Below are 12,732 nucleotides of genomic sequence, written 5' to 3'. Positions count from 1 at the left end.
GCATTCCCCACTGTCCTCACAGAGTCTCAGCCATGACCGTCATCAAACAGGAAGACCTGATCCAGAGCATCGCGGATTCGCTGCAGTACATCAGCTACTACCACCCGCTCGACTACATCCAGGCACTCGGCCGCGCGTACGAGCTGGAAGAGAGCCCGGCCGCGAAGGACGCGATCGCGCAGATCCTCACGAACAGCCGCATGTGCGCAGAAGGCAAGCGCCCGATCTGCCAGGACACCGGCATCGTCACGATCTTCGTGAAGGTCGGCATGGACGTGCGCTGGGACGGCGCGACGATGGGCCTCACCGACATGATCAACGAAGGCGTGCGCCGCGGTTACACGCACCCGGACAACGTGCTGCGCGCGTCGATCGTCAACCCGCCGGAAGGTGCCCGCAAGAACACGAAGGACAACACGCCGGCCGTGATCCACTACGAGATCGTGCCGGGCGACAAGGTCGACGTGCAGGTCGCGGCGAAGGGCGGCGGCTCGGAGAACAAGTCGAAGTTCGTGATGCTGAACCCGTCCGACTCGATCGTCGACTGGGTGCTGAAGACGGTCCCGACGATGGGCGCGGGCTGGTGCCCGCCCGGCATGCTCGGGATCGGCATCGGCGGCACCGCCGAGAAGGCGATGCTGATGGCGAAGGAATCGCTGATGGAGCCGATCGACATCCAGGAAATCATCGCGCGCGGCCCGAAGGACTGGGTCGAGGAACTGCGCGTCGAGCTGCACGAGAAGGTCAACGCGCTCGGCATCGGCGCGCAGGGCCTCGGCGGCCTCGCGACCGTGCTCGACGTGAAGATCATGGCCGCACCCACGCACGCGGCATCGAAGCCGGTCGCGCTGATCCCGAACTGCGCGGCCACGCGCCACGCGCACTTCGTGCTTGACGGCTCGGGCCCGGCCAAGCTTGAAGCGCCGTCGCTCGACGCCTGGCCGAAGGTCCAGTGGGAACCGAACACGGAAACCAGCAAGCGCGTCGACCTGAACACGCTGACGCCGGAAGAAGTCGCGAGCTGGACGCCGGGCCAGACGCTGCTGCTGTCGGGCAAGATGCTCACCGGCCGCGACGCCGCGCACAAGCGCATCGCCGACATGCTCGCGAAGGGCGAGAAGCTGCCGGTCGACTTCACGAACCGCGTGATCTACTACGTCGGCCCGGTCGATCCGGTGCGCGACGAAGTGGTCGGCCCGGCTGGCCCGACGACGGCCACGCGCATGGACAAGTTCACCGAGACGATGCTCGCGCAAACGGGCCTGATCTCGATGGTCGGCAAGGCCGAGCGCGGCCCGGTCGCGATCGACGCGATCAAGAAGCACAAGGCGGCCTACCTGATGGCGGTCGGCGGCGCGGCCTACCTCGTGTCGAAGGCGATCCGCGGCGCGAAGGTGCTCGCGTTCGAAGACCTCGGCATGGAAGCGATCTACGAGTTCGACGTGCAGGACATGCCGGTGACGGTTGCCGTCGATTCGTCGGGCACGTCGGTGCACCAGACCGGTCCGAAGGAGTGGCAGGCGAAGATCGGCAAAATCCCGGTCGCAGCCGCTTAAGCGCGATCGCACGAAAGGCCGGACGGGAGTTCGGCCTTTTTGCTTCTCGTTCTCGTTATTGCGTGCAGCCGATTGCTCGAGGCTGATTCTCATTACACGCAAAAGGCAGGCCCGACAAGGCTTCGAGGCTTGGCTTTTCTCGTTCGAGCGATTATCGTTCGGTTTCTGAAGCCCCACTGAACAAGGAACAGCCATGCAAGGCGACAAGAAAGTCATCGAATATCTGAACGCCCAACTGAAGAATGAACTCACGGCGATCAACCAGTACTTCCTGCATGCGCGCATGTACAAGCACTGGGGCCTCGACAAGCTCGGCAAGCACGAGTACGACGAGTCGATCGGCGAAATGAAGCACGCCGACTGGCTGATCGAGCGCGTGTTCATGCTCGACGGCCTGCCGAACCTGCAGGACCTGCACAAGCTGCTCGTCGGCGAGGAAACCGAAGAAATCCTGAAGTGCGACCTGAAGCTCGAGCAGATCTCGCAGACCACGTGCAAGGAAGCGATCGCCTACTGCGAATCGGTTCGCGACTATGTGTCGCGCGAGATTTTCGAAAAGATCCTCGACGACACCGAAGAGCACATCGACTGGCTGGAAACGCAAATCGACCTGATCGGCAAGGTCGGCCTGCAGAACTACCAGCAATCGATGATGGGTTCGGCCGAGTAATCCCCCCGCCCGCCACCGCACCGTCCGCATGACGATGACGAACCAGCCAGCCGCTCCCGCGATGCACGCCGCCGCCCCTGTCGGAATTTTCGATTCGGGGCTTGGCGGCCTGTCGGTGCTGCGCGCCGTGCGTGCACACCTGCCCGGCGAATCGTTCGTCTATACGGCCGATACGCGCTACATCCCGTACGGCGAACGCGACGACGCATTCATCACCGAGCGCACGCTCGCGATCGGCGAATGGTTTGTCCGGCAGGGCGCGAAGGCGCTCGTCGTCGCATGCAATACGGCGACCGCCCAGTCGATCGCGGCGGTACGCGAGCATCTCGCAATCCCGCTCGTCGGCGTCGAGCCGGGCATCAAGCCGGCCGTCCAGCAGTCCGCGAGCGGCGTCGCCGGCGTGCTCGCCACCCAGGCGACGCTGCGCAGCGCGCGCTTCCAGGCGCTGCTCGAACGTCACGGCGCCGGCTGCCGCTTCATCTGCCAGCCGGGCCACGGGCTCGTGCAGGCAATCGAGAGCGGCGACACGGGTTCGCCCGCGCTGCGCGCGCTGCTGGACAGCTATCTGCAACCGATGCTGGACGACGGCGCCGATACGGTCGTCCTCGGCTGCACGCACTATCCGTTTCTCACCGCAACGATTCGTGACATTGTCGGCGACCGCATGGCGATCATCGACACGAGCGACGCGATCGCGCTCCAGCTCGCGCGCGTGCTCGACCAGCACGGCCTGCGTGCGCCCGACGGCACGCCCGCCGCGTCGCCCCGCTTCTGCTCGACCGGCGACGGCCGGCAGTTGCAGGCACTCGCGTCGACGCTGCTCGGCCTCGATGCGCCGGTCGAATCCGTCACCATTTCCTCGCCGAACGCGCGCGCTTGCGCGACCGCCTGACGCGGGCCGGCACGCCCTCTCCCGACGCGGCTGCGCCGCCCCCGCCGTTTCAAGGGTCCGATGACCTTAAAAAAAGCCCGACCCAGACTTGTCAACGCCAGCAAAATTAATGATAATAATTCGCATTACCGTTAGCTATCGCAACTCATCATGATCGTCTGCGTGTGCAAGTCTGTTTCCGATCGCAAGATTCGCGCGTCCCTCGCGGAGGGCGCGAACTCTTTCGATGAACTCCAGTTCGAGCTCGGCGTGGCCACGTGCTGCGGCAAGTGCGAGGAGTCCGTACGCGACCTCATGGCCGAGCAAGGCGTCTGCGCGAGCCGGTGCAGTGTCGAGCATCACGCTCACCCGATCCCGGTCACGTTCTACGAACGCAAGGCAGCCTGACCGGCACCGAGTGTGCGCATGCGGCCCCGGCCGCATTTTTTGTTTTGACCGTCAGCAAGCCACCGTCTGCGCGAGCCAGCGGCTTACCTGCCAAGGAGCCTGTGATGGAATTGCTGATCGGATTCGTGACCACCGTTTGCATCTCGCTGCTGATCTTCCGCAAGTGATGCCGATTCACCCGCCGCGCCCCGGGTGCGACATCGTTCTTTCAAGCTAACATGCAGGCTTCGCATTCCGCTCCTGCCGGCGTCTTGCCGGCTGCACCACGTATGAATCCCCGAGTGATCGCCGTCGCGGTCGGCGTGCTTGCCGCACACGCGGTCATGCTGACGGCCGCCTGGCTGCATCGCAACGCGCCGCCGCCGAAATCGGTCGAGGTCCAGACGATCAGCGCGCAACTCATCACGCCTGCACCGGTCGCCCAGCAGGTCGCGGCCGAATCGATCCCGCAGCCCGCGCCGCCGAAACCGGTGCCGCGCGTGAAGCCGAAGGTCGAGCCGAAGCCGGTGCCGAAAGCGGCAAAGCCGACACCTCAGCCGGTTACGCAATCGCCGGCCCCGTCGCCGACACCCGCTCCGGCAGCCGCCGATCCGACGCCCGCTCCGGCCGCGCCCGCTCCCGCAGCACCGGCTGCCGCGCCCGGCCCGGCTCGCGAGACGATGCAAGTCAGCGCGCCGAAGAACGTGCCGACGCTCCAATGCAACTTCGTGAAGCCTGACTACCCGTCGATGTCGCGCCGCCGCGGCGAATCGGGTACGGCCTACGTTCACTTCGTCGTCGGCGTGACCGGCAAGATCGAAAGCATCGATCTGCAGAAGAGCAGCGGCTACCCGCGCCTCGACGATGCCGCACTCGACGCGATGCGTTCGACCACCTGCCGTCCGTACATCGAGAACGGCCAGGCGATCCGCGCCGCCCGCACACAGCCCTACAGCTTCGGGCTCACCGACTAACCTGCCTCATCCGGAAGATTCAAAGGAAACAAAAAATGCAAAGCTACGGTATCGCGCACGTCTGGGCGCAAGGTGATTTCGTCACGCGCGCCATCGCGATCACGCTGCTCGTGATGTCGGTCCTGTCGTGGATCGTGATCGTCATCAAGGGCTGGAACGTGATTCGCCTGAACCGCCTCACGAAGAACGCCGAACAGGCGTTCTGGCATTCGGACAATTTCGACGACGGTGTCAAGAAGCTCGGCCTCGCCGCATCGACGCCGAACGACAACCCGTTCCTCGCACTCGCGCTGTCGGGCAAGGAAGCCGCCGATCACCACCACCAGACCCAACCGCACCTGCACGATCGCATGGACGTGTCGGACTGGGTCACGCGCTGCCTGAAGGACACGATGGACGAAGGCATCTCGCACATGCAAAGCGGTCTCGCGATCCTCGCATCGATCGGCAGCACGGCACCGTTCGTCGGCCTGTTCGGCACGGTCTGGGGGATCTACCACGCACTGCTCGCGATCGGCGCAACCGGCCAGACGTCGATCGACCAGGTCGCGGGCCCGGTCGGCGAATCGCTGATCATGACGGCCTTCGGCCTGTTCGTCGCGATCCCGGCCGTGCTCGGCTACAATGCACTGACCCGCGCGAACAAGGGTGTCGTCAGCAAGTTGCGCCGCTTCGCACACGGCCTGCACGCGTACTTCGTGACGGGCGCGAGCCTCGCATCGTCGTCGACGCGCGACGGCCTGCGTCTCGCGACGCGCGCCAGCTGAAGCGAGGTGAACCATGGCAATGAATACCGGTTTCAGCGACGATGACGACGATGCCGTGATGAGCGAGATCAACATGACGCCGCTCGTCGACGTGATGCTCGTACTCCTTATCATTTTCCTCGTGACGATCCCGGCGATGCAGCATGCGGTGAAGATCGACCTGCCGCACGCCAGCAGCCAGCCCGTCGACGAAAAACCGCAGACGGTCGACGTCGCGATCCAGGGCGATGGCACGATCCTGTGGGACGACCACACGGTCACGCGCGAACAGTTGCAGGCACGCATCGCGGAAGCGGCGAAACGCACGCCGCAGCCGGAGTTGCACCTGCGTGCGGACCGCAAGGTTGCATACGAGCATGTGGCCGAAGTGATGTCGGATGCGCAGGCCGGCGGCCTGACGAAGCTTGGCTTCGTGACGGAGCCGGGCGCGAAAGCGAAGTAACGCACGCGCGCTTCGCACCTCGCCGGCCGCCCCTAACCGGGCGTCCCTAACCGGGCGTCCCTAACCGGGCGTCCCCAAAGTAAAAGGCCTTCATCGCCAGATGAAGGCCTTTTTTCATGCGCACGCGGGCGCCTTCGGGCGGCGGGCTCTTCGGCGGTATCGGTTGCGCCTCGAGCAACGCAAATGCGGCTACCGTGGTCTGCACGGACTGCGCGTTCTGCCCTATCTGGCTCACAATATATGCGGCCACCTGATTTCGCTCAGAAACTTCCTTCACGAAAATGGGATTTCAATATAGGCCCGCCCGCCCGTGCATTCAAGGTTCCGGCGATTGAAACTTGCGATTGCCGGCGACGCTTCAATGACAAAACAAATTTGCCTCGTCGGGCGCGTCGTGTTCAGGTCGCCGAAGCATCGGCCGCCGCTTCCTTCTTTGCTCGCTCGGGGCAACCCGGCTCCTTGTAGGCGCCGTGATCGAGCTTCTCGACCAGGTAGTCGACGAACGCACGCACTGCGGGCGGCATCCCCTGCCGCGACACGAACACCGCATACAGTTGCGGCACCGGCAGCGTCCAGCCCGGCATCACGGGCGACAATTGGCCCGCGCGCAGCGCGTTGCCGTACATCATCTCCGGCAGCGCCGCGATGCCGAGGCCGTCGAGCACGGCCTCGCGGATCGTCATCAGGTCGGCCGTCACGAGCCGCGGGTCGTGCTCGTGCACATGACGCGTACCGTCCGGCGCGATCAGGTTGAACACATGCCGCCCGTCGACGCTCGGCGTATCGAGCGTCTCGAAGTAAGTCAGGTCGTCCGGCACCAGCGGCGGCGCATTCTGGCTCAGCAGGCTCGGCGCGCCGACCAGCATCTGCTCGGTGCGCCACAGCGGCCGCACGACGATGTTGGCGTTCTGCGGCGGCTCCGAGCGAACTCGCAGCGCGACGTCGACCGAATCCTCGAACAGGTCGATCACGCGGTTCGTCACGCGGACGTGCACCTTCACCTCGGGATAACGACGCAGGAATTCGGGCAGGATGCGCGATAACATCGTCTGTGACAGCGTGACGGGCACGCTGACACGCACCGAGCCGCGCGGCGACGCGCGCAACTGCTGCACCGCGTTCATCGCGGCCTGCGCTTCGGCGAGCATCGCCTGGCAATGCTGGTAGAACAGTTCTCCCGCCTCGGTCAGCGCGAGCTTGCGCGTCGAGCGCTGCAGCAGGCGCACGCCGAGCGCCGCCTCGAGCTCGGTCAGGCGCCGCGACAGACGCGATTTCGAGATGCCCAGCACACGCTCCGCAGCCGAGAAACCACCATGTTCGACGACCTGCGAAAAGTACATCAGGTCGTTCAAGTTATGTGCATCGATATTCATGTCATCGTTCCAATTTCAGAACAATCCATTGCGAACCGCTGCAAATCGAACGGTTAAACGCCCAATATAATAGCCCTATGTTTCAAAAATAACGCTATTCCGATGATTTCGAGGGCTTCCGCATGACGACCGCTCGCTCGCTTGACCGCATATACCCCGCGCTTCGCACGACCGAAGGCGGCGGCTTCGTGGTTCACCGCCCGTTCCCGACCCGGCTGCTGATGGATTTCGATCCGTTCCTGCTGCTCGACGAAATGGGCCCCGTCGACTACGCCCCCGGCGAAGCCGTGGGCGCGCCCGACCATCCGCATCGCGGCTTCGAAACCGTGACCTACGCACTCGACGGGCGCTTCCGCCATCGCGACTCGTCCGGCCATGCCGGCACGCTCGGCCCCGGCGACGTGCAGTGGATGACGGCCGGCTCAGGCGTCGTGCACAGCGAGATGCCCGATCCGGCGTTCGCGCAGGCGGGCGGCCGCTCCCACGGCTTCCAGCTATGGGTCAACCTGCCGCGCCGCGACAAGATGATCGCGCCGCGCTATCAGGAGATCCCGGCCGACCGCATTCCGAGCGCGACGTCGCCGGACGGCCGCGCGCGCGTGCGCGTCATCGCCGGCGAAGCGTTCGGCGTCCGAGCCGCGATCGAAACCCGCACGCCGATCCTCTACCAGCATTTCACGCTGGAACCGGGCGCGACGGTCACGCAGCCCGTGCCGGCCGGCTATCGCGTGTTTGCCTATCCGATCGACGGAACGGGCCTCTACGGGCCCGACAGGCAGGCTGTCGACGCACGGCACATGATCGTGTACGGCGACGACGGCGACACGGTCACGTTCGCCGCCGGCGACACGTCGCTCGACCTGCTGCTGATCGGCGGCGTACCGCTCAACGAGCCGATCGTCCGCTACGGCCCGTTCGTGATGAATACCGAGGAAGAGATCCGGCAGGCCGTCGTCGACTACCAGACCGGCCACATGGGCCGTATCGAAGCCTGACGCCCGATCGAGGGCGGCAGGTGCCGCGAAACGGATGGTTTTGCGTCACAATAACTTCTTGAACCATGTGGCCGCCCGCCACCAGAAGGAATCCGTCCCCTTGAACTTCGAACATCTGATCCAGATCAATTCCGACGATCCGGCCGTGCCTGCCCTCACCCGCGACCAGCTCTGGGAAGGCCTCGTGTTGCGTGCCGAACAGCCGCAACTGTTCGTGCTCGGCCTCGACAGCTGCGTCATCCACGAACGGACGGACACGACGCTCGAGCGCGAACTGCACTACGGCCACGCGACCGTGCGCGACCACGTCACGCTCACGCCGAACCAGCAGGTCCGCTACGACATCCGCGCGGCCGATGGCGAGATCGGCGGCTCGCTGACGATGACGATCGAGGAGCGCGAAGACCACGAGCTGTTCCTGCGTTTCGAATACCGCACGACGCTGACCGTCTCGGACGACAGTGAAGAAGCACGGCAGACGCACGGAATCGTCAAGGAAGCGTACCGCACGTCGGATATCGACACGGTCCGCCTGATCCGTGAATACGCACAGGGCCGCCAGGATCCCGATCCGCTGCATTGAACCCGGTGGCGGCCGGCGGGCCGCCTTTTGATTCAAGCTATCAAGTTCACCATCTCGATCGATAAAGAGTTTTTGTAAATGGGAATAGTTATCATTTAGAATTCATTCCATCGTATCGACAGTCACCGATCAACCGAATGACCGACACCATGCGCCCGACTACGCTGACCTTGCACCGCACAACCGGCACCGCAGGCAGCAGCCGTCAGAAGACGGCAGCGGTCACGACGCCGGCGAAGCCCGCCGGCAACCGCGATGCAGGCACGCGGGTCGTCAACAGCGATGCGCTGCTGCAAGGCCACAGCCACATCAGCATCGCGCATAACGGAGAAACCTATCAGTTGCGTGCCACCCGGCTCGGCAAACTGATCCTGACGAAGTAAGACAGAGTATTGTGGGGACCACCTCCCTGAGAGGTGTTGGGCATTAGCCAGCGTAACGGCTTGCACGCGAGATCTAGACCCCTTCGTGCAAACACACTCAAGCAGCCGTTGCAGCAAGCCAAGCCACTTTTTTGGTTCTCGCACAAGGAAGAAAAAAAGCGACACGTCGAAGGACGTGTCGCTTTTTCGTTTGAGCGACCAATGCGTGAAGCAGGTCGCCCGCGTTCGTAGTCGCTCAATGCGTGCCGAAAGCTGAACCGCGCTCGTTTCCTCGCGGCTTCGCACCGCAGCCGAAGCCGCACGCAAGCCGCTTCAGAAACCCCAGAACATCAACCACCATGCGCTGTCGACGACCGCAAGCCCGACGGCGAACCACGCGAATGCCGCGAGCCGGCGCGGCCACGCCGCATAGCGCCCGGTCACTTGCCACGCGAGCCACGCACTCCATGCGTTGGCGCCGACCAGGATCGCGATGCGCACGTCGGTCGCCCAGCCGAGCGGCACGTGTTCGGCACGCAGCAGCGACAACGTCGTTGCCGACAACCCGAGGAATACGCCCGCGCCCGCGATCGGGATCAGCGCCTGCGCGAGGTGATGCAGCCGCACGCGATCGAATCGGCCGAGCATCAGCGTGGCGCCGGCCAGCAGCGCCAGCAGTACCGTACCGTACACGAGCCCCGTGCCGACGATATAGCTGACGATCAGCCCGCCGTCGAGCCAGGAGAACACGTCGTTGCGATCCGGATAATGCGTGAGCAGGAACCAAGGCGCATTGGTTTCGAGCGGCCACGTGATGTCACGGTCGATCAGCCAACCCGCAAGCCATTGCTTGATCTGCACGAACCACGGACTGACGGTCCAGTGGAACGCGCCGATCGCGACGCCGAGCAGGCCGTACAGGATCAGCGCGGTGTCCCATGGGTTCGCCTGCTGCGCGCCGAGGTTCACGACCTCGTCGGACGGCGAGCGCGACGACAGCGAGATCGCGTCGCGGTGCCCGCTGCAGCGCCCACACATATGGCACGCCGCGGCGCCCTTCATGCTGCGCAACGGCACGAGCGGCGCGCAGTTGATCGGAATCACGCGATGACCGTGCTCGCCGCTCTTGTACGAACGGCGCCACGCATCCTCGTCGACCTTGTAGCGCATCGGCGCGAGCCGCGCGAGCAGCCCGAACACGCCATTGACCGGGCACAGGTACTTGCACCACACGCGCTTCTCGCGGCCGTACAGCACGCCGATCACGATCGCGCCGACGGTCGAGCCGCCGAGCACGAGCAGCACCGCAAGCGGGTACTGGTACACGCTCACCATCTGCCCGTAGATCGTCGTGATCCCGAACGCGACGAACGGCCAGCCGCCCCACCGTATCCAGCGCGGAATCGGGCCGCCGCGGCCGAACTTGCTCGCGTATTCGGTGAGTGCGCCTTCCGGGCACAGCACGCCGCACCAGACGCGGCCGAGCATCACCATCGACAGCAGCACGAATGGCCACCAGATGCCCCAGAACGCGAATTGCGCGATCAGCGTCAGGTTGCTCCACAGATGCGCGGAATCGTCCGGCAGCGGCAACACCGCCGGCACGATGATCAGGAACGCGTAGACGGCGACGACGCCCCACTGGATGCCGCGGATCAGCGCACCGTGGCGCTGCATCCACTGGCCGGCCTGCGCGAGCCAGCCCGGCTTGGCTGCGGCGACAACGCTCATGCCGCGCGGCCTGCGGCAACGGCCGGACGACGGCTCGCGCGCTTCAGCAGCAGCCAGACAACCGCCCAGTACACCGCATAGGCGACCAGGTTGGTCAGTGCCGGGTGCGCGCGATAGCCGGTCAGCGTCGCGACGAGCGAGCCGAACGTGCCCGAATCATCGAGGATCGCGGACGTGTCCCACACCTGCGAGATGCCGAGCGGCAGGATTTCCTTGTCGATCAGCTTGTCGACGCCGGTCTGGAACAGGCCCGCTCCGAGGAACAGCAGCATCACTTCGGTGACGCGGAAGAAATGCCGCCACGAGAAGTACTTGCCGCCGAGCTGCAGCAGATAGAACGTGAAGAACGCGAGGCCGAGGCCGATCACGACCGCGAGCATCTGGTTGCCGTCGACATGGCCCGACTGGCCGAACCCGAGACCATACAGGAAGATCACCGTCTCGCTGCCTTCGCGTGCGATCGCGAGCGCGACCAGCACGGCGACGCCCCACCAGTTCGAATCGCGCGTGCTCTGCTGCAGCGATTGCTCCATGTCGCGCTTCAGCGTGCGGCCGTGCCGGCGCATCCACAGCACCATCTGCACGATCAGCACGCACGCGATCAGCACCATCGCAGTCTGGAAGTAGTCCTGCGCGTCGCCGGACAGCACTTCGGTGAAACCGACCAGCGCGGCACCAAGGCCGACCGCCATCAGCAAGCCGACACCGACGCCGGCCCAGAGAAAAGGCAGGCCGCGGCGCGCATCATCGTCGCCGTTCTTCAGCCATGCATAGAGAATGCCGACGACGAGCAGCGCTTCGACGCTCTCCCGCCAGACGATGAACAAGATCTGACCCATCGATATCTCCTGACGCGCGAAGCAACGGACTAGCATGCCCGCGCGCAGATAAAACGCGTTACTTCGCGACGATCACGCCCTGTGCCTGCTGGTGGAAATCGTCGAAAAACTTGTATTCGCCCGGCGACAGCGGAGCGACGACCACGAACGAATCGGCGCCCGGCGCGAGCACCTTCTCCTTGCGCAGTTGCACGCTCTCGAATTCGGCGGCGCCCTTGCCGGTGTTCTTGATCTCGATCTTGAAACGCTGGCCGGCCGGCACTTCGATACGGGCGGGATTCAGCTTGCCGTCCGCCATCTCGAGCTTGAACGTCGGCAGATCGGCAGCGTGCGCTGCGCCGGCAAGCCACAACGCAGCGGCTGCGGCGATGATTTTCTGGGGAATTTTCATTCTGGGTTCTCTACGCCGACGGCGCACCGAAGCGCGCCGTTCGTGATGCCGCCGATCAGTAACCGCCCTTCTTGCCGATACCGGCGAACGGGAAGTCGTACTCGAGGGTAATGGGCTTGAACCATGCGCCCACGCCCGTTTCCTTGTCGACGTGACGGCCGAACGCCATATGGCCCGACTGCATCGGCGGCTTGACGACCATCGTCAGGTGGTACTTGCCCGGGCCGTTCAGCTTCACGTTGTCGCCATAGTGCGGACCGTCGCTCGCGACCATGCCCATCAGGTCGCCTTCAGCCTTCCACTTCGTGTCGCCCTGCTTCGTCAGCTTGTACGCGACCTGCAGGTACGGCATCCAGTCGCCTTCCGCGAACCCCGTCGGGTTGTTCTTGACCGCATGGATGTCGGCCTCGAGGTGGATATCGGAATCCGACGCCTTGCGCATCATCCCTTCCGGGTCCATCGTGATCGGCTGCAGGTACACCGCGCCGATTTCCATGCCGCCCTGGATCTGCTGCTTGCCGATCGGATATTCGGCCGCCGAGGCCGACATCGCGGCAAGCGCCGCTGCTACCGCAACCGTCGTGCGGATGAACGAAGAACCCAACATGGACACTCCTTGTTATTTGTCTGACTATCTTGACGACATGCGAGCCGCCGCCGGGGCCGCTCGCTGAAAACACTAACGCAATGAAGAACGTTAATGCGAACTATTCTCAATAATTGCGAAGTTTAGCACCGAACCCGTTCCGGAACAAACCGGATACCGTGTAAAACCCTGATCCGACAAGGCT

At 64.4% G+C, this 12,732-nt stretch carries 16 protein-coding genes; 10 read left to right on the top strand and 6 right to left on the bottom strand.

The window, feature by feature from the left end; all coding sequences use genetic code 11:
- Positions 1-32 precede the first annotated feature (32 nt).
- The 7 genes from DM992_RS09130 to DM992_RS09100 all read left to right on the top strand — a co-directional run bounded on the left by DM992_RS09130 (position 33) and on the right by DM992_RS09100 (position 5,667).
- On the top strand, positions 33-1,556 hold the full coding sequence (locus DM992_RS09130) for a fumarate hydratase (protein WP_034183495.1): 1,524 nt from the start codon (positions 33-35) through the stop codon (positions 1,554-1,556).
- Positions 1,557-1,749: 193 nt separating this feature from the next.
- On the top strand, positions 1,750-2,226 hold the full coding sequence (gene bfr / locus DM992_RS09125; protein ID WP_111016572.1) for a bacterioferritin: 477 nt from the start codon (positions 1,750-1,752) through the stop codon (positions 2,224-2,226).
- 28 nt (positions 2,227-2,254) lie between these two features.
- Entirely contained in the window at positions 2,255-3,118 is an 864-nt protein-coding gene (gene murI / locus DM992_RS09120; RefSeq protein ID WP_111016571.1) for a glutamate racemase, read from the top strand.
- Between the two features lie 150 nt (positions 3,119-3,268).
- Positions 3,269-3,505 carry a (2Fe-2S)-binding protein gene (locus tag DM992_RS09115; protein WP_111016570.1) on the top strand — a complete coding sequence of 79 codons (237 nt, stop codon included), beginning with the start codon at positions 3,269-3,271 and terminating at the stop codon, positions 3,503-3,505.
- Positions 3,506-3,723: 218 nt separating this feature from the next.
- Positions 3,724-4,458, top strand: coding sequence for an energy transducer TonB (locus DM992_RS09110; RefSeq protein ID WP_111016569.1), 735 nt, complete (start codon positions 3,724-3,726; stop codon positions 4,456-4,458).
- Between the two features lie 35 nt (positions 4,459-4,493).
- Positions 4,494-5,225: a MotA/TolQ/ExbB proton channel family protein gene (locus DM992_RS09105; RefSeq protein WP_111016568.1), complete on the top strand. Its 732-nt coding sequence runs from the start codon at positions 4,494-4,496 to the stop codon at positions 5,223-5,225.
- A 13-nt stretch (positions 5,226-5,238) separates the two neighbouring features.
- Positions 5,239-5,667, top strand: coding sequence for a biopolymer transporter ExbD (locus DM992_RS09100; protein WP_006478310.1), 429 nt, complete (start codon positions 5,239-5,241; stop codon positions 5,665-5,667).
- A 46-nt stretch (positions 5,668-5,713) separates the two neighbouring features.
- Here DM992_RS09100 and DM992_RS41560 read toward each other — a convergent pair whose 3' ends face one another.
- Complete coding sequence (locus tag DM992_RS41560; protein WP_162631615.1) at positions 5,714-5,944, bottom strand: hypothetical protein; 231 nt, start codon at positions 5,942-5,944, stop codon at positions 5,714-5,716.
- 121 nt (positions 5,945-6,065) lie between these two features.
- Positions 6,066-7,040: a LysR family transcriptional regulator gene (locus DM992_RS09090; RefSeq protein WP_111016567.1), complete on the bottom strand. Its 975-nt coding sequence runs from the start codon at positions 7,038-7,040 to the stop codon at positions 6,066-6,068.
- A 122-nt stretch (positions 7,041-7,162) separates the two neighbouring features.
- On the opposite strand from DM992_RS09090, the gene DM992_RS09085 reads away from it, so the two are divergent.
- The 3 genes from DM992_RS09085 (at position 7,163) to DM992_RS09075 (ending at position 9,001) form a co-directional block, all read left to right on the top strand.
- The gene (locus DM992_RS09085; RefSeq protein ID WP_111016566.1) at positions 7,163-8,035 is read left to right on the top strand and encodes a pirin family protein; all 873 of its coding nucleotides are present in this window, start codon (positions 7,163-7,165) and stop codon (positions 8,033-8,035) included.
- Between the two features lie 100 nt (positions 8,036-8,135).
- Entirely contained in the window at positions 8,136-8,618 is a 483-nt protein-coding gene (locus DM992_RS09080; protein ID WP_111016565.1) for an SRPBCC family protein, read from the top strand.
- Between the two features lie 137 nt (positions 8,619-8,755).
- The gene (locus DM992_RS09075) at positions 8,756-9,001 is read left to right on the top strand and encodes a hemin uptake protein HemP (RefSeq protein WP_111016563.1); all 246 of its coding nucleotides are present in this window, start codon (positions 8,756-8,758) and stop codon (positions 8,999-9,001) included.
- Between the two features lie 312 nt (positions 9,002-9,313).
- On the opposite strand, the gene DM992_RS09070 is transcribed toward DM992_RS09075, so the two are convergent.
- Genes DM992_RS09070 through DM992_RS09055 form a run of 4 tightly spaced genes read right to left on the bottom strand, consistent with a single transcriptional unit; the run spans position 9,314 to position 12,548 of the window.
- Positions 9,314-10,711 (bottom strand): 4Fe-4S binding protein, encoded by a 1,398-nt coding sequence (locus DM992_RS09070; RefSeq protein ID WP_111016561.1) that lies wholly within the window; start codon positions 10,709-10,711, stop codon positions 9,314-9,316.
- Positions 10,708-11,550, bottom strand: coding sequence for an FTR1 family protein (locus tag DM992_RS09065; RefSeq protein WP_111016559.1), 843 nt, complete (start codon positions 11,548-11,550; stop codon positions 10,708-10,710). Before DM992_RS09065 ends, DM992_RS09070 begins: the two co-directional genes overlap by 4 nt.
- Positions 11,551-11,608: 58 nt before the next feature.
- Positions 11,609-11,941, bottom strand: a complete 333-nt coding sequence (locus tag DM992_RS09060; RefSeq protein ID WP_072445375.1) for a cupredoxin domain-containing protein — start codon at positions 11,939-11,941, stop codon at positions 11,609-11,611.
- 55 nt (positions 11,942-11,996) lie between these two features.
- Positions 11,997-12,548 (bottom strand): iron transporter, encoded by a 552-nt coding sequence (locus tag DM992_RS09055; RefSeq protein ID WP_034183484.1) that lies wholly within the window; start codon positions 12,546-12,548, stop codon positions 11,997-11,999.
- Positions 12,549-12,732 lie beyond the last annotated feature (184 nt).

Origin of the sequence: Burkholderia sp. JP2-270, assembly GCF_003233675.1 — a bacterium.
In the GTDB taxonomy this organism is placed as follows: Bacteria; Pseudomonadota; Gammaproteobacteria; order Burkholderiales; family Burkholderiaceae; genus Burkholderia; species Burkholderia pyrrocinia_C.
This window is presented reverse-complemented; position numbering and strand designations above follow the sequence as displayed.

Coding starts and splice junctions, on each gene's coding strand:
- DM992_RS09105 (WP_111016568.1), top strand. CDS start 4,494: ATGCAAAGCTACGGTATCGCGCACGTCTGGGCGCAAGGTGATTTCGTC.
- DM992_RS09055 (WP_034183484.1), bottom strand. CDS start 12,548: ATGTTGGGTTCTTCGTTCATCCGCACGACGGTTGCGGTAGCAGCGGCG.
- DM992_RS09065 (WP_111016559.1), bottom strand. CDS start 11,550: ATGGGTCAGATCTTGTTCATCGTCTGGCGGGAGAGCGTCGAAGCGCTG.
- DM992_RS09100 (WP_006478310.1), top strand. CDS start 5,239: ATGGCAATGAATACCGGTTTCAGCGACGATGACGACGATGCCGTGATG.
- DM992_RS09070 (WP_111016561.1), bottom strand. CDS start 10,711: ATGAGCGTTGTCGCCGCAGCCAAGCCGGGCTGGCTCGCGCAGGCCGGC.
- DM992_RS09090 (WP_111016567.1), bottom strand. CDS start 7,040: ATGAATATCGATGCACATAACTTGAACGACCTGATGTACTTTTCGCAG.
- DM992_RS09085 (WP_111016566.1), top strand. CDS start 7,163: ATGACGACCGCTCGCTCGCTTGACCGCATATACCCCGCGCTTCGCACG.
- DM992_RS09115 (WP_111016570.1), top strand. CDS start 3,269: ATGATCGTCTGCGTGTGCAAGTCTGTTTCCGATCGCAAGATTCGCGCG.
- DM992_RS09060 (WP_072445375.1), bottom strand. CDS start 11,941: ATGAAAATTCCCCAGAAAATCATCGCCGCAGCCGCTGCGTTGTGGCTT.
- murI (WP_111016571.1), top strand. CDS start 2,255: ATGACGATGACGAACCAGCCAGCCGCTCCCGCGATGCACGCCGCCGCC.
- bfr (WP_111016572.1), top strand. CDS start 1,750: ATGCAAGGCGACAAGAAAGTCATCGAATATCTGAACGCCCAACTGAAG.
- DM992_RS09110 (WP_111016569.1), top strand. CDS start 3,724: ATGCAGGCTTCGCATTCCGCTCCTGCCGGCGTCTTGCCGGCTGCACCA.
- DM992_RS09130 (WP_034183495.1), top strand. CDS start 33: ATGACCGTCATCAAACAGGAAGACCTGATCCAGAGCATCGCGGATTCG.
- DM992_RS09075 (WP_111016563.1), top strand. CDS start 8,756: ATGACCGACACCATGCGCCCGACTACGCTGACCTTGCACCGCACAACC.